The 24523-nt window shown below is 39.3% G+C and carries 18 protein-coding genes; 14 read left to right on the forward strand and 4 right to left on the reverse strand.

Features of this window, described 5'->3' with window-relative positions; translation table 11 throughout:
• Positions 1-2100, forward strand: a 2100-nt coding sequence (locus BW935_RS06000; protein ID WP_139325504.1) for an MBG domain-containing protein, incomplete at its 5' end; no start/stop codon positions are given.
• 285 nt (positions 2101-2385) lie between these two features.
• Here BW935_RS06000 and BW935_RS06005 read toward each other — a convergent pair.
• Complete coding sequence (locus BW935_RS06005) at positions 2386-3594, reverse strand: acyl-CoA dehydrogenase family protein (RefSeq protein WP_076499481.1); 1209 nt, start codon at positions 3592-3594, stop codon at positions 2386-2388.
• Between the two features lie 120 nt (positions 3595-3714).
• On the opposite strand from BW935_RS06005, the gene BW935_RS06010 reads away from it, so the two are divergent.
• The 8 genes from BW935_RS06010 to BW935_RS06045 all read left to right on the forward strand — a co-directional run bounded on the left by BW935_RS06010 (position 3715) and on the right by BW935_RS06045 (position 15102).
• On the forward strand, positions 3715-4683 hold the full coding sequence (locus tag BW935_RS06010) for a tryptophan 2,3-dioxygenase family protein (protein ID WP_076499483.1): 969 nt from the start codon (positions 3715-3717) through the stop codon (positions 4681-4683).
• 399 nt (positions 4684-5082) lie between these two features.
• Positions 5083-6666 (forward strand): NAD(P)/FAD-dependent oxidoreductase, encoded by a 1584-nt coding sequence (locus BW935_RS06015; RefSeq protein WP_076499484.1) that lies wholly within the window; start codon positions 5083-5085, stop codon positions 6664-6666.
• Between the two features lie 250 nt (positions 6667-6916).
• The gene (locus BW935_RS06020; protein ID WP_076499486.1) at positions 6917-7528 is read left to right on the forward strand and encodes a fumarylacetoacetate hydrolase family protein; all 612 of its coding nucleotides are present in this window, start codon (positions 6917-6919) and stop codon (positions 7526-7528) included.
• Entirely contained in the window at positions 7515-9374 is a 1860-nt protein-coding gene (locus BW935_RS06025; protein WP_076499487.1) for a M23 family metallopeptidase, read from the forward strand. Before BW935_RS06020 ends, BW935_RS06025 begins: the two co-directional genes overlap by 14 nt.
• Positions 9375-9400: 26 nt before the next feature.
• A complete protein-coding gene (gene bcp, locus BW935_RS06030; protein ID WP_076499489.1) occupies positions 9401-9850 on the forward strand; it encodes a thioredoxin-dependent thiol peroxidase in 450 nt (149 codons plus the stop codon).
• A gap of 15 nt (positions 9851-9865) precedes the next feature.
• Positions 9866-10717, forward strand: a complete 852-nt coding sequence (locus BW935_RS06035; protein WP_076499491.1) for a transketolase — start codon at positions 9866-9868, stop codon at positions 10715-10717.
• 13 nt (positions 10718-10730) lie between these two features.
• A complete protein-coding gene (locus tag BW935_RS06040; RefSeq protein WP_076499493.1) occupies positions 10731-11699 on the forward strand; it encodes a transketolase family protein in 969 nt (322 codons plus the stop codon).
• Between the two features lie 160 nt (positions 11700-11859).
• Entirely contained in the window at positions 11860-15102 is a 3243-nt protein-coding gene (locus BW935_RS06045; RefSeq protein ID WP_245802651.1) for a S41 family peptidase, read from the forward strand.
• A gap of 279 nt (positions 15103-15381) precedes the next feature.
• On the opposite strand, the gene BW935_RS06050 is transcribed toward BW935_RS06045, so the two are convergent.
• The gene (locus BW935_RS06050; protein ID WP_076499494.1) at positions 15382-16275 is read right to left on the reverse strand and encodes a TolB family protein; all 894 of its coding nucleotides are present in this window, start codon (positions 16273-16275) and stop codon (positions 15382-15384) included.
• A gap of 49 nt (positions 16276-16324) precedes the next feature.
• Here BW935_RS06050 and BW935_RS06055 point away from each other — a divergent pair, with 49 nt between their 5' ends.
• From BW935_RS06055 to BW935_RS06070, 4 genes are all read left to right on the forward strand, one after another.
• Positions 16325-17410: an oxygenase MpaB family protein gene (locus BW935_RS06055; RefSeq protein ID WP_076499496.1), complete on the forward strand. Its 1086-nt coding sequence runs from the start codon at positions 16325-16327 to the stop codon at positions 17408-17410.
• Between the two features lie 109 nt (positions 17411-17519).
• Positions 17520-17825, forward strand: a complete 306-nt coding sequence (locus BW935_RS06060) for a DUF2752 domain-containing protein (protein ID WP_076499498.1) — start codon at positions 17520-17522, stop codon at positions 17823-17825.
• Positions 17818-18210, forward strand: a complete 393-nt coding sequence (locus BW935_RS06065; protein WP_076499500.1) for a TM2 domain-containing protein — start codon at positions 17818-17820, stop codon at positions 18208-18210. Before BW935_RS06060 ends, BW935_RS06065 begins: the two co-directional genes overlap by 8 nt.
• The gene (locus BW935_RS06070; protein WP_076499513.1) at positions 18197-19150 is read left to right on the forward strand and encodes a DUF4097 family beta strand repeat-containing protein; all 954 of its coding nucleotides are present in this window, start codon (positions 18197-18199) and stop codon (positions 19148-19150) included. The genes BW935_RS06065 and BW935_RS06070 overlap by 14 nt, the downstream gene beginning before the upstream one ends.
• Before the next feature lie 8 nt (positions 19151-19158).
• Here the strand turns inward: BW935_RS06070 and msrB are convergent, their stop codons facing one another.
• The gene (gene msrB / locus BW935_RS06075; protein WP_076499917.1) at positions 19159-19566 is read right to left on the reverse strand and encodes a peptide-methionine (R)-S-oxide reductase MsrB; all 408 of its coding nucleotides are present in this window, start codon (positions 19564-19566) and stop codon (positions 19159-19161) included.
• A 16-nt stretch (positions 19567-19582) separates the two neighbouring features.
• The gene (locus tag BW935_RS06080) at positions 19583-21988 is read right to left on the reverse strand and encodes a penicillin acylase family protein (RefSeq protein WP_076499515.1); all 2406 of its coding nucleotides are present in this window, start codon (positions 21986-21988) and stop codon (positions 19583-19585) included.
• 254 nt (positions 21989-22242) lie between these two features.
• Between BW935_RS06080 and katG the strand changes: the two genes are divergently transcribed.
• Complete coding sequence (katG, locus tag BW935_RS06085; protein ID WP_262484351.1) at positions 22243-24456, forward strand: catalase/peroxidase HPI; 2214 nt, start codon at positions 22243-22245, stop codon at positions 24454-24456.
• Positions 24457-24523 lie beyond the last annotated feature (67 nt).

Raw genomic sequence — 24523 nt, forward strand, 5'->3', positions numbered from 1 at the left:
GATGCGATTTACTCCAACAATATCAATGCAGGAACTGCGACAGCTAGCTACGACTACGAAGGAGATGACAACTATCTTCCAAGCAGCGATAGTGAGGACTTCGAGATTGGTAAAGCATCTACGACCACAGTAGTAACTATCAACGGCGGACCGTTCACATATACAGGTTCAGCGATTGAGCCAGCAACAGTAAGTGTAACAGGACCGGATGGATTGAATCTGACACCTGATGCGATTTACTCCAACAATATCAATGCAGGAACTGCGACAGCTAGCTACGACTACGAAGGAGATGACAACTATCTTCCAAGCAGCGATAGTGAGGACTTCGAGATTGGTAAAGCCCCATTAACAATCACAGCAGATAGTTTCGAGAAATTCACTGGACAAGAAAACCCTACCTTCTCAGTAACCTACTCAGGCTTTGTAAATGATGAAGATGAAGAAAATTTAGATGGTGAATTGGAATTTGAAACCGATGCCGATAGATCATCTTGTGCGGGATCTTATCTCATCACTCCTTCTGGTCTCACTTCTTCAAACTATGACATTACATTTGTTAATGGAACATTGACGGTGAAGCCAGTTCATATTGATGCAATCGAAAGTTCTGCTCCAATACAGGTAGGAACTAATGGAACTTTGAAAGCAACTGTTACTGCTGATGGAGTAGGAGTAGCGGGTGTATTGGTAGAGTTCTTTATCAATGAAACTTCCCAAGGCACTGCTCTGACAGGTACTGATGGAAAAGCAAGTAAACCAACATTTGCGACTATGAATGATGCGGGACTATTCAACTTGAAAGCTTCTGTTGGAGATGACTGCGCAGTTTCTGATGTGATCCTGACAGTCTTCGATCCTTCTGGTGGATTCGTTACCGGTGGTGGTTGGATCAACTCTCCTGCTGGAGCATTGAAAGCAGATCCAAGCAAAGAAGGAAGGGCAAATTATGGATTCAATGCCAAGTACAAATCTGGTAAGAATCAGAATGAAGTTGATGGAAACCTTGAATTCAACTTCCAAGTGGGAAACTTCAACTTCAAGTCCATTTCCATGGATAATATGTCTCTGACAGTTTCAGGTCATTTGGCTACATTCACTGGTAAAGGTAGAGTGAACAATGTAGATGGATTCTCGATCTTTGTTTCCATCCTTGATGAAGCATTGTCTGATTCATTCACAACTGACAAAATCAGAATCAGAGTGACTGATAGCAGTGGAAATGTCGTTTATGACAATAATGTCACAAATACTAACTTGACAGCTATACCTGAAACAGAAATTGGTGGTGGAAATATTGTAATCCATACACCTCCTGCAAAAGGTAAAGGCAAGAAAGTCACAATCAGTGAATTGATTGAGGTTCCTTGGAATACGCCGATCGATGAGATTATGAATATCTTGAATGAATTGTCTGCAGAATGGACAGCATCTGGTGAAATCTCTGAGATCACATGGAAGATTGATGATTACAACGCAATTCAGCCTGGTTATTACGAGGTAGTAGGTGAATACTACAATCAAGCTACCTTTGCCATGATGGATCCGGTGTATGTGCCTGTGATTGTGATGGATAAGGCGCTTCCTGAATCGATTACCATCAGTAAGGAAAGTATTTCTCCATTGGCCAAACTGGGAGAGGTGATAGGTACCCTAGGTACCATAGATCCAGCTGATGATGTTCATACTTACAGACTGGAAGGAACTGACATGTTGACTATCCTGGGAGATCAATTGATTTGGAATGGTTCGGGATTGGTGCCAAATGGAATGACATTCACGCTATTTAGTATGGATAGAATGGGTAATGAAATCTCAAGAGAAATTACACTTTCAAGAGAGGTTGATAGTAACTCCATCTTGATCTATCCTAACCCAGCGAAAACTGAAACCAATATCCTGATTCAACTTTCTGAAGAATCTGTAGTAGGTATCAAAGTATTTGACGCCTCTGGCAGAGTGATTCATGAAGAACAGAGTGTCCATTCAGAAACCTTCGTCAAATACCTAGATCTTCAGGGCTATAGTTCAGGATTGTATCATGTAGTGGTTCAAATCGGCAACAGAGTACTCTCTGGTAGATTGGTAAGAGATTTATAATCCAAAAATATATAAAAGAGAAAGAGGGGGCGCAAGCCCCCTTTTTTTATCTAAAAAAACATCAATGGTCATGTACCTTCTAGCCTTTGAGGTCTTTTTTAACCTCAAAGTTTCTAAGAGGAATCGCTAGAATTCAAAGATTAATACCCAAAAAAAGACCTTTGAGGTTTCAAAAACCTCAAAGGTAAATAAGATTCTTCTTATTAAGATTCTTTTTATTATTTGCAAAGACTCTGTCTTAAATCTTACGTCTTTTGTCTAACGTCTTTTATCTTAAGTTGTCTCCTACTTAAAAGCCGCTATCCCCGTAATCGCATGTCCTAGAATCAGTAAATGAATATCATGCGTGCCTTCATAAGTAACAACAGACTCCAAGTTCATCATATGACGCATCATTGGATACTCTCCAGTAATACCCATGCCACCATGAATTTGCCTTGCTTCTCGAGCGATGTCCAAAGCCATGGCCACATTGTTGCGCTTAGCCAATGAAATTTGGGCAGTTGTTGCCTTTCCTTCATTCATCATTTTTCCCAATTTCCAGTTAAGTAATTGTGCTTTGGTGATTTCAGAAAGCATTTCGGCTAATTTTTTTTGTACCAATTGAAAAGAACCTATTGGTTTATCAAACTGTATCCTTTCCAGAGCATATCTTCTAGCTGAATCATAACAATCCATTGCTGCACCCACGGCTCCCCATGCGATGCCATATCTAGCAGAATCTAAACACATCATCGGTGCACCCAGGCCAGATTTACCAGAAAGCAGATTTTCCTTTGGAACTTTCACATTGTCAAATACCAGTTCGCCGGTACAAGATGCCCTAAGGGACCATTTGTTGTGTGTCTCAGGGGTTGAGAAACCCTCCATACCTCTTTCTACGATCAATCCGTGAATTCTTCCTTCTTCATTTTTTGCCCAAACGATTGCAATATCAGCTTTGGGAGAGTTAGAGATCCACATCTTGGCACCATTCAATAGATAATGATCTCCCATATCCTTGAAGTTGGTAGTCATCCCACTTGGATTTGAACCATGGTCAGGTTCTGTTAGCCCAAAGCAACCCAACATTTCACCAGAGGCTAATTTTGGTAGGTATTTTTGTTTTTGCGCTTCTGAGCCAAATTTATAGATAGGGTACATCACCAAAGAACCCTGAACAGAGGCTGTGCTTCGCATGCCAGAATCACCTCTTTCGATCTCTTGCATGATCAAGCCATAAGCAATGTAATCCAATCCACCTCCTCCATACTCGGAGGGAATCTGTGGACCAAAAGCTCCTACATCGCCAAATTTTTTCACTATTTCGTAAGGGAAATGTGCATTTTGTGTCCAATCTTCGATAAAAGGGCTTATTTCTTTTTTAACAAAATCTCTGATAGATGTACGAATGAGCAAATGCTCCTCAGAAAGCAGGTCATCTACTCCATAAAAGTCAACACCTTCAAACATATCCTGTTTGCTGGATTTGGTACTCGTTTGATTTGGATTCATATCTGTTTTGGTTTATTGCCAATTAAAGTGGAATTTTGTGGCACTATGAAGATCAATTCCTGCCTTGAAATAAATAAGAAGCAGGTTAAAAAACTACCTTATTCGATAAAATTTTAGCACATGAACCCAGCATCAAGCCAAAAAGACATTTTAGAGAAAATAGAGCTACTTCAAGAAAAATTTAAAGCATCTGGCCAGGATTTGTCTTCTTATTTAGAAGGATTACTTTACTCAGATTATTTGACTTATTGGGATTATATCAATTTGGATGTCTTACTTTCTTTGCAACAACCCAAGACTTCATTTAAGGATGAAAAGATTTTTATCATTTACCATCAAATCACAGAATTATATTTCAAATTGATCATCTGGGAGCTAGAGCAAATTGCAGAGCAGGAAGAGATTTCAGCTGCTTTTTTTAAACAAAGACTCGAGCGAGTGATCATGTATTTTGACCATTTGATTTCATCTTTTGCAGTGATGTGGAAGGGGATGGAAAAGGAGCAATTCTTGAAATTTAGGATGTCATTACTGCCATCATCAGGTTTTCAAAGTGGCCAATACAGGATCATAGAAATCCTATCTGCAGATACGAAAAATTTACTTCATATTGATAAAAGAGGTGTTGTAGCAGAGGAAGCTAATATTCAGGAGTTGTTTTATAACTTGTATTGGCAACAAGGAGCTATTGAACTGGCCACTGGAGAGAAGACCTTGACGCTCAAAACATTCGAAGCCAAATATGGGAAAGAGTTGAAAGACTTGATTGAAAACTACAAGTCAAAAAATATCTGGGCGAAGTATCTTAGCTGTAAAGATAAAGATGAAGAGTTGAAAAATTTGATGCAGACTCTAGACCTGAAAGCCAATGTGTTTTGGCCTTTGGCACACTATAAATCTGCTGTGAGATATTTACAAAGAGATCCAGTTGACATTGCAGCGACAGGAGGAACCAATTGGCAAAAGTATTTACCCCCTCGATTTCAAAAAGTAATCTTCTATCCCGAACTTTGGACCGACCAAGAAAAAGAAGAATGGGGCAAAGGTTGGGTCGTAAAAGAAATCTTTGGAGAAGAGGGAGGGGATTAGAGGGAAAAGGTTAAAGGGGAAAGGGGGCGCGCTAAAAACGGCAGAGGTGCAAAGGGAGCGAAGGGAAAGGGGAAAGGTGCATTTTAACAGAAATTAGTAACCCCATAGGGGTTAAACCTTAAATTCCCCCGCATGAAATACGGAGGTTAATAATTAAACAGTAATATCCAAACAACTCCGAAGGAGTTGAATTCATATACCTAACAAGTCAAAACTCCTTCACTTCAACAAGTGAAATAGATAAGAACCCTTATTTCTTAAAATTGATATCTAATTCCTAATAACTATTAACCAATAACTTAATAACTCAATAACTAATCCCCAATAACCCAATATCTCAATAACTAATCCCTAATAACCAATAACTTATACCTGCACCTTTAAGGATAAATACCTTACATGAAAAAAGAACTTAATTTACAACTTAGCCCTCAGGAAGCTTATGACGAGCAAATCTTTCAGGAGGTAGTTTCCAAAAGACTCGGGATCAAAGCTGAGCTGCATCAATTTACAGCAAGGCAAGTAAAGCGATCAATAGATGCACGCGGAAGACAAGTAAAAGTGAATGTCACAGCAGAGGCATTTATAGATGAACCTATGACCCCGCTTTTGTCTTCACCCAAAGCTTACCAAAATGTCTCGAATGCTGATCAAATCGTCATAGTGGGCGCTGGGCCCGCAGGAATATTTGCAGCATTGCGAGCGATTGAAATGGGTGTCAAGCCTATCTTGCTAGAAAGAGGCAAGGATGTCAGGGCAAGAAGAAGAGATCTTGCTGCAATCAACAAAGACCATATTGTCAATCCTGAGTCAAATTATTGCTTCGGAGAAGGAGGTGCTGGAACCTATTCAGATGGCAAGCTCTATACTCGGTCCAAAAAAAGAGGTGATATCAGGAGAATCATGGAGATTTTTGTTGCTCACGGAGCTACTGAGGAAATTTTGGTTGATGCACATCCGCATATTGGTACCAATAAGCTTCCTAAAATCGTCACCGAACTCCGAGAATCTATCATTCAAGCAGGAGGGGAAGTCCTTTTCAATACCAAAGTAGTTGACTTTATCCTGAAGGACAATGAAATAGTTGGTGTAACAACGCAGGATGGAGAGCAAATCAAAGGACTGGGTGTTATTCTAGCTACAGGTCATTCAGCTAGAGATATTTTTCACCTTTTACATGCTAAAAAGATACTGATAGAAGCCAAACCTTTTGCGCTTGGTGTAAGGATAGAACACAGCCAAAACCTGATTGACCAAATTCAATATCATTGTGAGGTTGATAGAGGCCCTTACCTTCCAGCTTCTAGCTATGCATTGGTGCAGCAGACATATTACAAAGGCAAGCAGCGCGGTGTTTTCTCTTTTTGTATGTGCCCTGGCGGTTTTATTGTTCCTGCTGCTACTGCTCCAGGTGAGTTGGTAGTCAATGGCATGAGTCCAAGCAGAAGAGATAGCAAATTCGCTAACTCTGGAATTGTGGCAGCTGTTGAGTTAGAGGATCTGCCTCAATATGCTAAATATGGTCCATTGGCAGCGATGATGTTCCAAGCTGAAGTGGAACAAAGAGCTTGGGAACTAGGTGGTAAGACCCAAGTTGCGCCGGCGCAGAGAATGGTAGATTTTGTTCAAAGAAAATCTAGTAAATCTCTGTTGGATACTTCTTATCAACCAGGTTTGCTATCTACGGATATGCACGAGGTACTTCCTGACTTTATTTCCAACCGCTTGGCTGATGCATTCCAAGCTTTTGGTAAAAAAATGAAAGGTTATTACACCAACGAATCTCAATTGATAGGAGTAGAAAGTAGGACTTCTTCTCCTGTGAGAATCCCAAGAGTAAAAGAAACCTTTGAGCATCCTACTGTGAAAAGATTGTTTCCTTGTGCTGAAGGTGCGGGGTATGCAGGAGGAATTGTATCGGCTGCTATGGATGGAGAAAGATGTGCAGAACATCTGATTGAAATGTATTTGAAGAAAAAGTGAAGCTTTATGAAAAGCTTTAATGACTAAAGCTTGGTAATATATCACCTAAAATCATTTAAAGAGCCTACTATCGACCCTTGACCATGAACAATTGACTATTACCCAAATTACCTGAGACCGATGTTGTAATTCATTATTCTCTGGTAAAAGAATAAATAATAAATGTATTAAATACACTTAATATTAAAAATCTCTGATTATCTTTAGAATTCATTCAGGGAATAAGAAATCCATAAAGTAAACTATACCCATGAAGATCATTGCAATTGGCAGAAATTATGCAGAGCATATTGAAGAGCTCAAAAACGAAAGGCCTTCGGCTCCAGTAGTTTTTCTGAAACCTGATACGGCTGTTTTAAAAAATAACATGCCATTCTTTCATCCCGATTTTTCAGAAAATATCCATCATGAAGTAGAACTGATATTGAAGATCAACAAAGAAGGGAAATACATTAAAAGGGAATTTGCACATAGGTATTTTGAAGAAATCGGAATTGGCATTGACTTTACAGCTAGAGATCTTCAGGATCAATGTAAGGCCAAAGGACTACCTTGGGAAATAGCCAAAGGATTTAATGGATCAGCACCTGTGGGCGAATTTTTGCCTGTTGCTACTTTCAAAGATTTTAATGACATCAACTTTCACCTCTTGATCAATGGAGAGCAGCGTCAAAAGGGAAATACTTCAATGATGCTATTTGATTTTGGAGTAATTATAGAATACGTTTCACAGTTTTTTACCTTGAAAAAAGGCGATTTGATATTTACTGGTACCCCAGCTGGTGTTGGGAAAGTAAATATTGGAGACCGATTAGAGGCATTTATAGAAGATCAAAAATTGCTAGATTTTGAAGTTAAATAGATTGTGCTTCTTCTTTTTATTTCTCCTAAGTAGTTCTTTGACTGCTCAAGACTATCTTTTTCCTGTAAAACCAGGACAAAGAAATTTCCTATCAGGTAACTTTAGCGAGATCAGACCAAATCATTTTCATAGTGGTATTGATGTTAAGATCGGTGGAGTGGATGGCGAACCTATTTTGTCCATTGCAGACGGCTATGTATACAGAGCAAAGATTTCTTCATTTGGATATGGAAATGTGCTTTATGTGAAGCATCATAACGGACAGTCGTCTGTCTATGCACATTTACAGAAGTTTTCTCCCAAGATCATGGATAGAATGAAGCAAGAGATGTATGCCAGTCAGAAAAATGAACTTGAGGTATATTTTGATAAAAATACTTTACTTGTAAAAAGAGGGGAAATCATAGGAAATGGAGGTAATACTGGAAGTTCAGGAGGTCCACATTTACATTTTGAGATTCGCGATAGCCTGGATAGAGCTATTGAACCTTTGAGGTTTGGGTTCAGAAGGGAAGTGGTGGATCATATTCCTCCTACAGTTTATAAAGTGGCTCTGCGCCCATTGGATTACGAATCTAGAGTAAATGGTAAATTTGAAAGACAGGAATTTAGCCCAATTCTTGAAGCTGGAAACTATGTTCTTCCAAATGATATCAAAATCACAGGAAATGTTGGACTTGAAGTGTATGCCATCGACAGGAAGGATGATGTGGGGAATATTTTTGGTGTGCCAATTTATGAGTTATTTGAAGAAGGCCAATCCATATTTAAGATCAATGTTGACCACATCGACTTTAACCATGGAAGATTTTTTCTGACCCATACTTACCAAAATCGCTTTGTAAGACTATATCCTTATCCTAACAATCCATTGAACCTCTATGAAGTAGACTCTGTAAGCAAAGGAAGGCTTACCGCTATGGATGGACAGCGGAAAAATATTCAAGTAGTGCTCACAGATTTTTATAAAAATACCAGAACTTTAACTTTAAATATTTCAGGTGAAATACCTGATAATTACACTTCTAAAGTATCTTCTAATAATGCACCTACCAAAATTAATTATCAAAGGGAAGTAATGGTGATTGACACCAAACTTTCAGAAGTAGGTACATTAGCTAAAGTATATGCTGGAGATAGAATCATGGAAATAGCACCAGCTTATGAGGAAAATGGTAGGAGAGTTTATCTATGGAACATGGAATACGCCATACCAGACTCCATTGATCTTTGTACAGAATTGATTTACCCAGAAGTTGTCCATAAAGTTCCTTTTGGGGAGGAGCAATTTTTTACTGATGGATTTGTTTCTTTAGGATTTGAGCAAAATACATTATTAGATGATCTTTATTTGCGAATAAACCGAAGAGGGAATGTCGGAAATCTATCTCTAAGTATCAATCCATCAGGTGATTATTTGCAGCAAAATATGGATGTTAAAATTCATCAGACCCAATATACAGGAAACAAATCTCGCTCGCATGTCTATGCTGTTGCGTCTAATGGAAGAAAAAGTTTTGTGGGTGGTACTTGGGAGGGCGATGATATTCAGTTTAAAACCAGAAATTTTGGTACTTTTGTCATCGATAGTGATGACACAGCCCCAAAAATCCTCCCCATACGCATCAATGCTCAAGAATTAAGATTTCGAATCAGTGATGAAAAGTCAGGTATTCGAGATTATGAAGCTTTTGTAAATGGGGAATGGGTTCTGATGCGCTATGAACACAAGCAGGCAGTCATCTGGTCTGAAAAATTAGATAAACAACCTTTCAAGGGAGAGGTTTTATTGAGAGTAAGGGACATGGCTGGCAATGAAGCCACATGGACTGGTAAAATTCAATAAATCTTTAACTTTCAAAAAGAAAAACTATGTCACTAGAAGTAGGAAATGTAGCACCTGATTTTCAATCTATCGATCAAAATGGAAACCCGATCAAGCTTTCGGATTTCAAAGGCAAAAAAGTAGTACTTTATTTTTATCCAAAAGACAACACACCTGGATGTACTGCCCAAGCTTGCGACCTCAGAGACAATTATGAAGCCTTGCAAAAAGCAGGTTATGTAGTACTCGGCGTGAGCTCTGACTCAGTCAAATCCCATCAAAAATTTATTGAAAAACAAAACCTACCTTTTTCCCTGATTGCAGATGAGGATAAGTCTGTGCATGAAGCTTACGGTACATGGGTAGAAAAATCCATGTATGGAAGAAAGTACTTGGGAACGGCTCGTACCACCTTTATCATTGACGAGCAAGGCAAAATCACTGAAATTATCGATAAAGTGAAAACAAAGGAACACACAAATCAAATTCTCAAATAACAATATTCCAATCCAATGGAAAAACAACCTTTAGCACAACTTACTAAAATCTCAAGCCAAGTTAGACGTGACATTCTCCGCATGGTACATGCAGTGCAGTCAGGTCATCCCGGCGCCTCTCTAGGCTGTACGGAGTTCTTTGTTGCACTTTACTTCAATCAGATGAAGCATGATAGTAGCTTCAACATGGATGGAGTAGGAGAAGATCTCTTTTTCTTATCCAATGGCCATATTTCACCAGTTTGGTATTCTGTACTGGCTAGAAGTGGCTATTTCTCTGTTGAGGAAATGAAGACTTTCAGAAAGCTCAATAGCCGTTTGCAAGGTCACCCAGCTACGGAAGAACATCTTCCAGGTGTTAGAATTGCCTCTGGATCCCTAGGTCAGGGCTTATCTGCTGCTATTGGAGCAGCGCAAGTCAAGAAACTCAATCAAGATGATAGGTTGGTCTATGTATTGATGGGTGATGGTGAGCAGCAAGAGGGTCAAGTATGGGAAGCGGCCATGTATGGCGCCCACTATGGTGTTGACAACCTCATAGCTACCATTGACTTCAATAGGCAGCAGATCGATGGGCCTACCAAAGATGTGATGGACTTGAAAGACTTGAAAGCTAAATGGGAAGCATTTGGATGGGAGGTCGTCGAAACAGTTGAAGGTAATAATATGGAAGCAGTGTTAGCAGGATTGGAAAAAGCAAAATCGCTTACTGGAAAAGGAAAACCTGTTTTGAATCTATTGCATACCGAGATGGGCTATGGCGTTGACTTCATGGTCGGAACACACAAGTGGCATGGAATTGCTCCGAGTGACGAGCAACTTGCCAATGCATTAGGCCAATTAGAAGAAACTTTAGGAGACTATTAAATTGAGGAATACAATGGACAAGACATTAGATTTAAAATATACTTATACAGAAAAGAAAGATACACGTTCAGGTTTCGGGGATGGTCTGCTTGAGGCTGGAAGAAGAAATCCGAATGTGGTAGGGCTTTGTGCTGATTTGATTGGTTCCTTGAAAATGGGTGCTTTTCAAAAAGAGTTTCCAGAGCGTTTTTTCCAAGTAGGAATAGCGGAAGCTAATATGATCGGTTTGGCAGCAGGTATGACGATAGGTGGGAAAATTCCTTTTACAGGAACATTTGCTAACTTCTCCACTGGTCGTGTCTATGATCAGATCAGGCAATCAGTAGCTTATTCTGACAAAAATGTAAAGATATGTGCTTCTCACGCAGGATTGACTTTGGGTGAGGATGGTGCTACACATCAAATTCTGGAGGATGTGGGCATGATGAAAATGCTCCCACATATGACTGTAATCAATCCATGTGATTACAATCAAACCAAAGCTGCCACTATGGCTATTGCTGAGCATGAAGGTCCAGTTTACCTGAGATTTGGACGTCCATCATGGCCGATATTCACTCCTGCAGATCAAAAATTCGAAATAGGTAAGGCTTGGAAAATGATCGAAGGAACAGACGTGACCATCTTCGCGACGGGCCATTTGGTATGGGAGGCTGTAGTAGCTGAAGCCATGCTTAGAGAGGAAGGTATCTCTGCTGAAGTAATCAATATTCATACGATCAAGCCGCTTGATGAAGAAGCAATCATAGCCTCAGTTAAGAAAACGGGTTGTGCTGTATCCGCAGAAGAGCATCAGCTAAATGGTGGCCTAGGTGACAGCATCGCTCAGACATTGATCAGAAATAATCCAGCTCCATTGGAATACATCGGTGTCAATGATAGCTTTGGCGAGTCAGGTACGCCGACTGAATTATTAGAAAAATACGGCTTAAATGCTGAGAATATTGTAAAAGCTGCTAAGAAAGCGATAGCTAGGAAATAGATTTAAGACTTAAGATTATAAAATTGATTGGTCCTCCAGAAGCGTGATTCGTTTCTGGAGGATTTTTTTTGTTTGTTCACAAATTCCATTTTTCCATCAAAGGTTTTTCCGAACCAAATCATATCCTTACTTTTAAAATAGACTTAAAAACAAAATAACTATGATCAAAAAATACATACCTATGCTATTGCTAATCCTGTTATCAGATTTAGCAATGGCTCAAGGAACTAGGTTACTGAGGGAGCCTACGATCAGCAAAGATTATATCGTCTTTGTCTATGCCAATGACCTTTGGAGGGTAAGCAAGTCTGGTGGCGATGCCATCCGCCTGACGAGCAATGAAGGTGCTGAAAATAGACCTCACTTTTCCCCAGATGGGAAACACATTGCTTTCACAGCCCAATATGACGGCAATACCGACGTATATGTGATTCCAGTAGAGGGAGGAGAGCCTAGGAGATTGACTTGGCATCCAGGGCCTGATATTGCAGCAGGTTGGACTCCAGATGGTAAAGAAGTGCTATTCAATTCATCAAGAGCCAATGTACCTACCAAGGAATCAAAATTCTATACCATACCTTTGGAAGGGGGCATGGAAAAAGAGCTGCCTATACCAAGAGCTGTCAATGGCAGACTTTCTGCTGATGCCAAGCATATTGCGTATCAGCAAATCGCATTTTGGGATCCTGAATGGAGAAATTATCGTGGTGGTCAAGCTAAGCCAATCTGGATAGTTAATATGGATGACTATTCTTTACAAATGACTCCACAGACAGATAATGAAAGACATACTATGCCTGTTTGGCATGGTAGTAAAGTTTTTTTCTTGTCTGAACTAGACTATGCCAATAACATCTGGTCTTATGACCCAGAGTCAAAAGATCTAAAGCAGGAAACTTTTCATACAGATTTCGATATCAAAAACCTAGACTCTAATGGATCGGAGGTGGTTTACGAACAAGGTGGATATTTGCATATCCTCACACCGGCCAATGGTCAAACAAAACAGTTGGAAGTCAATGTCAGAGGAGATTTCCACTGGGCGAGAGAGCGATGGGAGTCTGTCTCAGGCTCTAGATTAAGTAATCCCGCAATTTCGCCATCTGGTCAGCGTGCATTATTTGAGTATAGAGGTGAAATCATCACTGTACCAAAAGACAAAGGAGATGCAAGAAATCTAACTCAAAGTTCTCGAATAGCAGAACGCTCACCAGTTTGGTCACCAGATGGTCAGCAGATCGCTTGGTTTTCTGATGAATCAGGAGAATATCATTTGATGATTGGAGATCAAGAAGGTTTGACCCAGCCAAAGAAAATCGAACTACCAACCAAGACCTTTTATTTCAAACCAGAATGGTCCCCAGATGGCAAATTCATAGCCTATACTGATACAGATTACAATCTTTGGTTTGTCAATGTAGCAAGTGGGGTTGCTAAGATTGCGGATACAGATAGATTTGCACATCCAAATAGGTCTTTGAATCCAGTATGGTCTCCTGATAGCAAATGGGTGGCTTATGCAAGATTACTTGATAGTCAATTCAAGGCAATTTTTGTCTATAATATAGAAACTGGCAAGAAAATTCAAGTTACAGATGGGATGGCAGATGCAATTTCTCCTATTTGGGATGCTAATGGCGAGTATCTATACTATTTGGCCAGTACCAATTTTGGATTGAATACTGGCTGGTTAGATATGAGTTCTTACGATAGGCCTACGACAAGAGGCTTGTATGTGACTGTCTTAAGTAAAAATGGCGTCACACCATTTCTACCAGAGAGTGATGAAGAGAAACCAAAGTCTGAAGCTAAAACTGATGAGAAAAAAAACGGAACCAAAGCAGTGGTCATAGATGAGGAGGGACTTTGGGATAGAATTGTTGCCGTAGATATTCCAATTAGGGATTATCCAGCCTTGGTGATGGGGCCTGAGCAAACTGTTTTCTACATGGAAAGCATCCCTAATCAAAGAGGTCTAACCTTGCATAAATACAACTTCAAAGATAAGAAGTCTGATGTATTCATGACAGGGGTGAGTAATGCAGTGGTGTCCTTGGATAGGAAGTCCATGCTATATCAGGCCAATGGGAATTGGGGGATTGTAGATACCAATGGCAATGGAAAAAAACCAGGAGATGGGGCATTGAAAGCCATCTCGTCTTTACAGGTAAAGATCAACCCAAAAGAAGAATGGGAGCAAATCTATCGTGAAGGTTGGAGATATCAGAGAGATTTTCTCTATGTAGACAATGTGCATGGTGCTCCTTGGGATGAAATCTACGAATGGTACAAACCATGGGTGGACCATGTCAGACACCGTTCTGATATGAATTATGTGATTGATATCCTTGGTGGTGAGGTTGCAGTCGGCCATAGCTACACCTCAGGAGGTGACTTTCCTTCGGTAAAAAGTGTGTCTATTGGTCTGCTCGGAGCTGATTATGAAGTTCATCAAGGAAAAGTAAGGATCAAAAAGATTTATAATGGTGAAAATTGGAATCCTAATTTAACAGCTCCATTAGCACATCCTGGATTGAAAATTTCTGAGGGAGACTATATTCTTGAAGTAAATGGTGTAGCAGTTGACTCGCAAGTCAATTTCTATAGCTATTTTGAGGGAATGGCCAATAAACAGGTAAAGCTAAAAGTGAATGATAAGCCAGATGTAGCGGGTGCTCGATCAATCACCGTAGTAGCCATTGCTAATGAAAGTGGACTTAGAAATATTGATTGGGTAGAAGGAAATAGAAGAAAGGTAGACGAGCTGTCCAATGGGCAATTGGCTTATGTCTATGTTCCAAATACAGGTCAACCAGGCTACACCTCTTTCAACAGATATTACTTTGCACAGCAGGATAAAAAAGGTGCAGTGATAGATGAAAGAAACAATGGTGGGGGCTCTGCTGCTGACTACATGGTTGATATCATGGCCAGACAGCTTCATGGCTATTTCAATAGCCGAGCAAATGACAGAAAACCATTTACTACACCAATGGCGGGTATTTGGGGACCTAAGGTCATGTTGATCAACGAAAGAGCTGGGTCAGGAGGTGATTTGTTACCTTATCTATTCAGTAAAATGGAAATCGGGCCTCTGATCGGAACCCAGACTTGGGGTGGTCTTGTCGGGACTTGGGATACGCCATCATTTATCGATGGTGGTCGTATGGTTGCTCCTAGAGGTGGTTTCTTTGATGTAGATGGAGAATGGGCAGTTGAAGCAGTCGGTGTAGCCCCAGACATCAAAATAGAGCAAACCCCAAAGGATGTAATCGAAGGTCGCGATCCGCAACTAGAAAGAGCTGTTCAAGAAGCTTTGAAGCTGATGGAGACCGAATCTATAGAGCTCAAACCTGAGCCAAAAGCTCCAATCAGGTACTTTAGACCCGAAAAAAAGAATTAAAATATCTAGGCTTTTAAATTAAAAAAATCCAGTCAATTTATTGGCTGGATTTTTTTAATTCTATGCATAATTATGTGGGGAAATATCCGTAAATTTCTATGATTCAGACCAATAGAGCTATGTATGTCCTTCACTTAAAAAATGTATTGACCTTGTGTCTTTTACTATTCTTGACCTCCTGCTTTACTTATGTCAAAATTCCAGAAAGTAAATTACAATCAAATCGTCAAATTAAAAACCCAATGCAAGAATAACTTAATCATCCAATAATTTCATTCACTAATCATTGACTCTATCCATCACTACGATCATCTTACCAAGCTTCTTTGAATAAGCTAACCTGCTTATTTTGCCGTATCCTTCTAAAGATACTTCACCTAGTTTAGTCCACTGATTTTCGTTATATTTCCTTGCATATAGATTTTTACCATCAGAACTCATTAAGTAATTTTTGTCCAACCAAATGAAATCTTCGATGCTACCCATTGTTTGACCCAAATCCACCGACTCTCTTTTCTTGATATCAAATCCTTTGATTGCGAAGGATTTCTCTTGGTCTCTCTCAAAAACTGTGTTTTTGTCAATGAAGCTAATGATACTTGTTTTGGGTTGTCGGCGCACTGTACGTCCTATATTTTGACTAATAGTCAACTTTTCTTCTTTGCTATAGGGGTATACCAAGGAATTGGGTCTTCCAAGTACAAACATCGCGGCCTTATTATCATACCAATCATAATAACCTACGGGTTCGATATCATCATAGAGTAATTCAGGTTCTCCAAAATTGGTCGGGTATAGCCATAATCTTTGCTTTCCATTTTCTTCCACAGTGACAGCTGAAACATATAGCCCACAATCTGTCAATCGGGGAGAATATTCATTTTGATCTTTCGTTTTTGTAAGGTTGGTGAATTTTCCAGTCTCAAAATTATAGATGATTATATCAAAGTTCCCTGCTTGATCCGCAGATGAAAAGGCAAGCTGTTTATCATTGATGAAACTAGGTTGATTATCATAGCCATCTCTATCGGTGATTTTGGTGATTTGGCCTAGAGTAATATTCTTCCCTGATTTCTTCACATCTATAGCGATCAAGTCTGTACTACTTTGAGCAAATCCTAGCTGAAAGCAAATAAAAACGAGCAGGAAAGTGGAAAATGATTGTTTGTACATATTCGTTGTTTTTTCAGAAACTAAATTACAAAACGAAGGTTAGAAAGATGTGGAGAAAATCAAACTATATACAGCAGAAAATCTTAGTAAGCTTAGATTCGATGGTGACGAACTTGCAGACGCTGCTGTTGTCTCGCTACTAGAGAACCCAAAATTGTCTACTATGATTAATGCTTGGGAGACTTTTCCAAGTGATGATGAATTTGATGGTTTCCCAAAACCCTTAAAGAGGTATTTTGAGTTTTTCCTTGTTCCGATAGACTGGATAGATCAGAAGCAAGTTATCAAGGTACATGATTTTTTTGCGAAGGAAGGTAATTTCTATTTAAGTATACTCGGCTTTTATTCATTACCCTATTGCTATGCTTTTGCGGACGGAGCGCAAGTATTGGTGAGGTCGAGGAGAATCACAGAAGATATTGGAATGAGATTGGCTGAGACCACCTTATTTGTGATGGATTTATTCAAGCCTGGCAATTTTCACATTCATCAAGACGCTTTACTGACAATTGCTAAGGTGAGGCTGATTCATGCTTTTAGCAGGTGTTTTGTAAAGTTGCATGCAAATGACTGGAACCTATCCTGGGGTATCCCGATCAATCAAGAAGACATGATCGGTACTAATTTAGCATTTAGCTTAATGGTCATCAGGGGCTTAGAAAAAATCAATAAGTTCCCTGGTAAAGAAACCTTAGAGGCAGTTTTACATTATTGGGAGATTGTTGGGCACTACTTAGGAATCAACATTGACTACTGGCCAAGTACTTCTAAGGAGGCTTTTGAGTTAGAAAAATTGATCAGAAAGAGACATTTGAAATCCTCAGAAGCTGGTCAAACTTTAATCAAATCGCTGATACAGTTTTATCAAGAGTCAATTCCAGATCAAAATATTTCTAAATTGTCAGAGACCTTGATATCATATTTTATAGGAAAAGAAGCTTCAGATGCATTAGCAATTAGTGAGCAGGTTGCTATTCCTAAGTCCTTTTATGGAGTGATGTTGGAGTTAAGCTTTCTTAAGCAATCAGGAAGAAGACCTACTTACTCCCAGATGAGATCTCAATTTCTAGCCCAAACTCAAGCAAATCTAGGGAGGACAGTTAAGCTGTCCATTCCCGATCTAAATCGTTCATAAGCGTACACTTTTTGTCCGATATTGTGATTGGCTAATCTTAAAAACTGTTAAATTAGCTATTTAAGGCATTTTTTATCTCTTGGCATTCTTTTCGTACTTTTCCGACCAAATGAAAAAGGCATTCACATATTTTCGAAAGTTACCGCTAGAGCTGATCTTTTGGATTGGTGCATTGATCGGCATTTTGAGAATTGATCCTTATGGTCCTCAGCATTTCAGTCTGTGCCCATTGGATAACCTAGGATTTACTTGGTGTCCAGGCTGTGGGTTGGGAAGAGCGATGAGCTTATTGACCAAAGGAGATTTTCAGGAGTCATGGTCTATGCATCCGCTGGCTATGTTTGCATTCGCTGTGATTCTCTTTCGCATTTATGAACTAATCAAAAACCTCAAAACTACAAAACACTATGGCTAATGTATTGAAACACCTACCTGAATTAGAAGGAATGGAACTGGGTTATATCCAAGGTATACTCAAAAATATGGATGACGAGCAAGCAAGTCTTTTTGCACAAGTATATAGAGCAAGAAGAAAAGATAATCAAATGATCTTAATTCTATGTCTCCTTGGTTTCTTTGGATTTGCTGGATTACATAGATTTATTATCGGACAAATCGGACTTGGAATTCTATACTTATTGACTGCTGGTTTATGCTTTATTGGTACGATCGTCGATTTGATCAATTATAAGAGTTTGGCTTATGAGTACAATATGAAAATAGCTCACGAAACTCTTGCAATGATGTCAAATGGTAATTTTCCAAACGCACAAAATGGTAACGGAAATGGAAACTCTTAATATCAAACAAATTTTGCCAATCTTTGGGTTGGCAATTTTGCTTTTTTCCTGCGAAGCAAAGGAGCCTTCTATAGTCAGATCTTATGAAGAGAGATTTGAAGATATCAAGGAAATAGAAGTCAACGGGCGATTTTTGGAAGTTTCTTATGAAGGAAATAATAGTACAAAAGAGGTCTTCCTTAATGGTTATTTAGAAGTTCCAGAAAGTAGTGGTTTGGATATCAAATATCGGAAATCAGGCTCCAAATTGATTGTGGAAGTGACAGGAGAAACTTCTGGTGTCAATTTCTTCAACTTTGGAGGAACTAATTCAGGATTTATCAGCCTTACTGGGCCAGAAGATATTAGATTGAACCTCCGTAATAGTTCGGGTGCTCTAGATGTCAAGTATGTCAAGCATGACAAAATTGACTTAAATGTCAATTCTGGGTCAATCAAAGCATTGGCATTAGAAGTGCAACAAATAAATTTGAAAGCGTCCTCTGGCAGTATAAGGGCTGATGGCCTAGTGGGTAATGTCGATGCTCAAGTCAACTCAGGAAGTATCCGATTGCAAGAAGTTAAAGGTGACATCATTGGTAAAGCATCATCTGGAAGTTTTAGAGCTGAGGATGTAGATGGAGTTGTCCATGCCAAAGTTAACTCTGGATCGATCAAATTGGAGCAGGTAAAGTATTTAGGTGACCTTTCGGTCAGTTCTGGCGGAATCACAGCCAATCAATCAGGATTAAGTGAGTTTACCAAACTTCAATCTAACTCTGGTAGTATCAAGATTCAGACAAATTCAGACCTGAAAGCATTCAATTATGATTTGTCTGCAAATAGTGGTTCAGTGACAGTGGGAGAGGAGAAGTCTACTAAGAAGTTAGAGATAGATAACGGAAGTGCTCATACCATAAAAGGCAAATCAAGCAGCGGGAGCATAATGATTACGAATTGATTTAGGGACTATTTCTCTTTTTTGAAATCCATTGATACGGAATTGATACAGTATCGTATTCCACCCCTGTCTTTTGGGCCATCGGGGAAGCGGTGACCGAGATGACCTCCGCAATTGGCACAAAGAATCTCTTCCCTGATCATAAAATGAGAATAGTCCATCTTTACTTCTATGGCATCTGCTGATACGGGTTCAGTGAATGCTGGCCAACCACATCCTGAGTCGTATTTTGCATCTGAGTGAAAAATAGGATTGCCACAGCCTTTACATTCATAGATCCCTGTCTCTCTGTTAAGGTAATACTGACCAGTATTTGGTCTTTCTGTACCTTTTTCTCTAAGAACATGATAGCTGATCTCGTCAAGTTCAGCTTTCCATTCTTCTTCGCTTTTCTCTATAGGATAATTCTTTTTCATATTCATTATGCTAAGATCAATTGGTACCCAATTGTTTTAAAACAAGTTTTCTTTTTGCAGTATTTTTAATCATGCTTTCATTCATCAGTTGAGGCCTATAGTGCCCTTTTACAAACATCTCTGCTTGATCAGAATAAAAAGGGCTAAATAAATTACCACTCTGTCCAGTAGGTAAAACAGATTCCGATGCTTCTACATTGGCAAAGTCAATGATGATACGCATAGCAGGGCCAGATTTGACACGATATATTCCAGAGTCATTGAGTTCAAAAGCCAATTTATTTACTGATTCCTCATTTGCAGGTACTGAAGGTGCTTTTACATTGAATATTCTATCCAAAGGCTTCTTTGCTCCAAGTGGATGGGGATGTTCTAAAACCACTGCCTTTTCCCAATACCATTTACTGCTATTGCTTCCTAATTGAGCTTTCAGTTCCTTCAAACTCTTTTTGAGTGCTTCTTCAATTATTTCTGTCCTCGTTTCTATTGCTTCAGTACTTTGATTGTCCCACCATGGAGAATCTAGCGTTCTGATTAAATTAGGTACACTTCGGATATACAAAAATGTACGAAGAAAGTTTTCAAAATCCTCTTGTCCTAACTCGTCAACCATCATACCATGAAGCGTGTGATACAGCCATTTATAATATAGCGTTGGAGCGATGTTTTCTAAATCATGACTTCCATCCCAGGATTTCAAAGCAGCTTGTACAGCTTCAAAACCCTCAAAAAGCCTTGGATCTACTGCTTCTATCATGGATAAGGCATTTATTGGATGATTCTCGTTGATGGCTTCTAATTGGAGATTTTTGACATTCTCTTGATCCCAGTCAGTTCGAGAGCTTACTGTTTTAGCTATTCTATCCCAGCGATCTTCTGGATAATAGTAACCAGGAAAAAATATACCATTAGCCAGTGTGTCAGGTTGATTATTGGCTGATGCGACAAAGCCAGACGGTGGATTGATAGCCATGGGATTTTCTTCGAAAGGTATCCAACCTATAGGTTCATCCTTGGAAGAACTACCATCTAGAAATATTTTGCTATTGACATGTTCTGGTCGGATTGGAAGTTTAGCTGCAGCCCACCATGCTATATTTCCAGATTTATCACCATACATGACATTTAAGCCTGGCGCATGAATCAATTTGACGGCTTCCTCTACTTCTTGGATGGAATTTGAGTGAGCAAGTTTATAAGTAGCTTCTAGGGCTCTGGTTGGCTCTAAAGTGTACACCCACCAACTAGCAACAGGGTTGCTGGTTAGCCTTCCTATTTCTGGAATGACATCGTTCATGATAGGCCCATGAATACTTTCCTTGACCTCGAAAGTGACAGGTTCTTTTCCTTTTATAGGGATGAATTCAGTTCTTCTCTTGATTTCTGTATAGCCATAATTATAAATAGTTTGATTGGGATTACTTGGATTAATTTGCTCTTCAAAAAAATCTTGATCATCATTCTCAAACATGGTTAAGCCCACACTATGTGTCCTTGTGTGTCCAACCAAGCCGAATGGAACACCAGCCAAATGATTTCCATAAAAACTGAACCCTGGGTATTCTATGTGAGCTTCATACCATACAGATGGTTGTGCAAACCCAATATGTGTGTCATTTAGAAATAAAACTTCACCTGATGCTGTTCTGCTTGGAGCAATTACCCAAGAATTGCTTCCTTCCAATAATGGAACTGGAAGCTTTTCCAATAGTGCTGTGAGCGTCTCTTCAATATTAATGGAATTTGTTTCAGGAATTCGATCAGGATAATGATTTGGAATTACATGATGTTCGGGCAAAGTGTGTATAGACAAGACTTTCAAATATGCTGGATCTAATGTTCTGTACATTTTTGTAATCAATGGATCCGTTTTCATAGCCATTGCAAAAGTAAATGACATATAACCAATAATGCTATGTACATCTTGGATGGTAAATTCTCTGGGAGAAGCTCCCAATAGGGTATATTCTACTGGTAAATTACCCTCAGCTATAAATTGATTCACCCCTTTGATGTATGCATTGGTAGCATCTTTCCATGGAGATTCTTCTTCTTCTAACCAAAGTTCACTACTCCATGTCGCATGTTTTGGAATGCCTAAGGTTCTAAAAAACTTATCTACATCCAATAAATCTTCACCTAATAATTCTGATAAAGTACCAGAACCAACTCGCCTCATCATTTCCATTTGAAACAATCTATCCTGTGCATGAACGTAGCCCAAAGCCAGATATGCGTCTGCTGGGTTATTTGCATAAATATGTGGTATACCGAAGTCATCAAAGTAGATTTCAACTACTTTTTCGAGTCCTGTGATATTTATAGTTCCTTGATAGGTAGGAGCGTATTGATATCTAATGATTTGATAGCCAGCAATACTTAAAAAAAACAGGGCTAATAATACAAAGAGGATTTTCTTCATGGGTTATGTTGTTAGGTATATTCATCTAAAGTTAGAAAGTTTTTATAATTCATTCTCTTTTAGAATTGATTAAGAACTTTATTAGTAAGGTACCCTTAGGGCTAATCAATTTTTTGTAACTTAAGAACAAATAGGCAAAGGATAAGACCGATAGATTTTATCAATCAAAATTATAATCAATTAACGATAATTATAAATATATTAGCAAAGTATTCTTTTAATCATTTTATAAACCCTTAACAACATAATTAACTATGGCGGATATTAATAGTGATGTAAGCTACAATGTCAATGGCAGTGGTGGTAAATGTCCAGTAATGCATGGTGCCAATACCAAAATGGGAGGCACTGGAACAATGAATAAAGACTGGTGGCCAAACCAATTGAATCTCAGCATTCTTCACCAACATGCACCAAAATCTAATCCACTAGGTGAAGATTTTAATTATGCAGAGGAGTTCAAAAAGCTGGATTTAGCTGCTGTAAAAAAAGATCTAGTCGAGGTTTTGACAACTTCTGTAGATTGGTGGCCTGCGGATTATGGGCATTATGGACCATTGATGATCAGAATGGCATGGCATAGCGCAGGTACTTATCGTACAGGCGATGGTAGAGGAGGAGCAGCTACAGGCAACCAACGCTTTGCTCCAATCAATAGCTGGCCTGACAATGGGAACCTAGACAAAGCTAGACGACTTCTATGGCCTATCAAGCAGAAATATGGTAATAAAATTTCTTGGGCTGATTTGTTTATCCTAGCAGGTAATGTGTCTATGGAATCCATGGGCTTCAAGACTTTTGGATTTGGTGGTGGCAGAGAGGATATTTTTGCACCAGAAGAAGATATTTACTGGGGAGCAGAGGATACATGGCTGGGAAATAAGCGTTACAAAGGAGAAAGAGAACTAGAAAACCCATTAGCAGCAGTGCAAATGGGGTTGATCTACGTGAATCCTGAAGGTCCTGATGGTAACCCTGATCCATTAGCTTCAGCCAAAGATATCAGAGAAACCTTTGCTAGAATGGCGATGAATGACTATGAAACAGTCGCACTTACAGCCGGTGGACATACTTTTGGTAAGGCACACGGTGCAGGGGATGCATCTTTAGTAGGACCCGAACCAGAAGGTGCTCCAATTGAAGAAATGGGATTTGGCTGGAAAAGTAGCTTCAAAAGTGGAAAAGGCAGAGATACCATTACTTCTGGACTTGAAGGCGCTTGGACTCCTACGCCTACGACTTGGGACATGTCCTATTTTGATGTATTGTTTGGTTATGATTGGGAATTGAGCAAAAGTCCGGCAGGAGCCTATATTTGGGTAGCAAAAAATTTGAAAGATGGAGATCATGCGCCAGATGCTGAAGATTCCAATGTAAAAGTTGGGATTATGATGACTACGGCTGATATGGCAATGCGTGAAGATCCTGCGTACAGAAAAATTTCTGAGCACTTCCATAAGAATCCGGAAGAATTTGCAGATGCCTTTGCAAGAGCTTGGTTCAAATTGACCCATAGGGATATGGGTCCTAAGGTAAGATATCTTGGTCCAGAAGTACCTGCAGAAGATTTGATTTGGCAAGACCCAATTCCTGCTGTTGATTATGAATTGATCAATGATGGCGACGTAGCCAAACTTAAGGAACAAATACTTGCCTCTGGACTAAGTGTGTCTGAATTAGTTTATACAGCTTGGTCATCTGCTTCTACTTTTAGAGGTTCTGATCTCAGAGGTGGGGCGAATGGCGCTAGAATTAGATTAGCTCCACAGAAAGATTGGGAGGTGAACCAACCTGAGCAACTTTCAAAAGTGCTAAATAAATTGGAGGGGATTCAGAAATCTTTTGGTAAGAAGGTTTCTGTAGCTGATTTAATCGTACTTGGCGGATGTGCAGCGGTAGAAAAAGCAGCTAAAGATGCAGGATTTGATGTCAAGGTTCCTTTTACAGCTGGTAGAGCAGATACTACTCAAGAACTGACTGATGTTGATTCTTTCGAACCTTTGAAACCTGAGGCTGATGGATTTAGAAATTATAGAAGAACAGCCTTTACAGTATCTGACGAAGAGATGTTGATAGACAAGGCACAGCTGTTGACTTTGAGTGCACCTGAAATGACAGTACTTGTTGGTGGATTGAGAGTATTAGATGCAAACTACAAAGGTTTTAAGCATGGTGTATTAACCAAGACTCCTGGAAAACTTACCAATGATTTCTTTGTCAATATTACGGATATGAGTGTTGGTTGGGCACCTTCTAGAGAGGAAGCAGATATCTTTAAGGCTCACGATAGAAAAACTGGAGAAGTGAGATGGTCTGCATCCAGAGTAGATTTGATCTTCGGTTCTAATTCTCAATTGAGAGCCATTTCAGAAGTCTATGCCCAAGAAGATGCTAAAGAAAAATTTGTCAAAGACTTTGTCAAAGCATGGGACAAAGTCATGAATCTTGACAGATTTGATCTCAGATAATTGTGTAATCTGATTTAAATGTAAAAGGAGGGTCAATATTTTGACCCTCCTTTTTTAGAATATATAA

This window comes from Belliella pelovolcani (assembly GCF_900156785.1).
GTDB lineage: Bacteria > Bacteroidota > Bacteroidia > Cytophagales > Cyclobacteriaceae > Belliella > Belliella pelovolcani.

Bases quoted from the DNA above. Each gene is read 5' to 3' on its own strand.
- BW935_RS06010 (WP_076499483.1), top strand. From the start codon at position 3,715: ATGAACCCAGCATCAAGCCAAAAAGACATTTTAGAGAAAATAGAGCTA.
- katG (WP_262484351.1), top strand. From the start codon at position 22,243: ATGGCGGATATTAATAGTGATGTAAGCTACAATGTCAATGGCAGTGGT.
- BW935_RS06020 (WP_076499486.1), top strand. From the start codon at position 6,917: ATGAAGATCATTGCAATTGGCAGAAATTATGCAGAGCATATTGAAGAG.
- BW935_RS06060 (WP_076499498.1), top strand. From the start codon at position 17,520: ATGAAAAAGGCATTCACATATTTTCGAAAGTTACCGCTAGAGCTGATC.
- msrB (WP_076499917.1), bottom strand. From the start codon at position 19,566: ATGAAAAAGAATTATCCTATAGAGAAAAGCGAAGAAGAATGGAAAGCT.
- BW935_RS06065 (WP_076499500.1), top strand. From the start codon at position 17,818: ATGGCTAATGTATTGAAACACCTACCTGAATTAGAAGGAATGGAACTG.
- BW935_RS06050 (WP_076499494.1), bottom strand. From the start codon at position 16,275: ATGTACAAACAATCATTTTCCACTTTCCTGCTCGTTTTTATTTGCTTT.
- BW935_RS06045 (WP_245802651.1), top strand. From the start codon at position 11,860: ATGATCAAAAAATACATACCTATGCTATTGCTAATCCTGTTATCAGAT.
- bcp (WP_076499489.1), top strand. From the start codon at position 9,401: ATGTCACTAGAAGTAGGAAATGTAGCACCTGATTTTCAATCTATCGAT.
- BW935_RS06035 (WP_076499491.1), top strand. From the start codon at position 9,866: ATGGAAAAACAACCTTTAGCACAACTTACTAAAATCTCAAGCCAAGTT.
- BW935_RS06005 (WP_076499481.1), bottom strand. From the start codon at position 3,594: ATGAATCCAAATCAAACGAGTACCAAATCCAGCAAACAGGATATGTTT.
- BW935_RS06015 (WP_076499484.1), top strand. From the start codon at position 5,083: ATGAAAAAAGAACTTAATTTACAACTTAGCCCTCAGGAAGCTTATGAC.
- BW935_RS06070 (WP_076499513.1), top strand. From the start codon at position 18,197: ATGGAAACTCTTAATATCAAACAAATTTTGCCAATCTTTGGGTTGGCA.
- BW935_RS06080 (WP_076499515.1), bottom strand. From the start codon at position 21,988: ATGAAGAAAATCCTCTTTGTATTATTAGCCCTGTTTTTTTTAAGTATT.
- BW935_RS06040 (WP_076499493.1), top strand. From the start codon at position 10,731: ATGGACAAGACATTAGATTTAAAATATACTTATACAGAAAAGAAAGAT.